This is a genomic window from Pedobacter frigidisoli (assembly GCF_032678525.1).
In the GTDB taxonomy this organism is placed as follows: Bacteria; Bacteroidota; Bacteroidia; order Sphingobacteriales; family Sphingobacteriaceae; genus Pedobacter; species Pedobacter frigidisoli_A.
Genome location: NZ_JAVTSE010000024.1, coordinates 1 through 667 on the forward strand (window position 1 = coordinate 1; position 667 = coordinate 667).

Sequence of the window (667 nt, forward strand, 5' to 3'; positions counted from 1 at the left end):
TACACCAACAGTGGCTACTATTACGCCTGCTGGTGCTGTTACTTTAGTGAAAACTGTTAACGGTACTGTTCCTAATAAAGCAGGAGAGGTATTGAATTACGATCTTGTTGTAAAAAACACCGGCAATGTCACTTTAACCAATCTGGTGCTTACGGACGCCAATGCCATAGTAACCGGCTCACCAGTTTCTACTTTAGCTCCGGGCGCAAGTGTAACATTAACCGCTGCTCATACTTTGACTCAAGTTGATGTTGATGCAGGTACCTATAGCAATACGGCAATGGTAACTGGTAAAACACCAGCTGGATTGGATGTGACCGATGTCTCAGGAACGACGGAGACTAATGATACGCCGACAGTGTCTACCATTACGCCGGCGGGTTCAGTGACTTTGGTTAAAACAATCAATGGATCAATACCAACGGTAGTTGGAGGGGTTCTGAACTATAATTTAATTATTAAAAACACCGGCAATGTTACTTTAACCAATCTGGTAATTACCGATGCAAATGCCGTGGTTTCTGGTTCTCCAGGGGCTAGTTTGGCCCCTGGGGCAAGTGTAACACTTACTGCTGCTCATACTTTGACTCAAGGGGATGTGGATGCAGGTACCTATAGCAATACCGCAACGGTAACTGGTAAAACCCCGGCTGGATTGGACGTGATT

At 45.3% G+C, this 667-nt stretch carries 1 pseudogene; it reads left to right on the top strand.

The features are described 5' to 3' along the window. Positions 1-667 (top strand): annotated as a pseudogene (locus R2Q80_RS21890) (hypothetical protein); the annotation flags it as partial.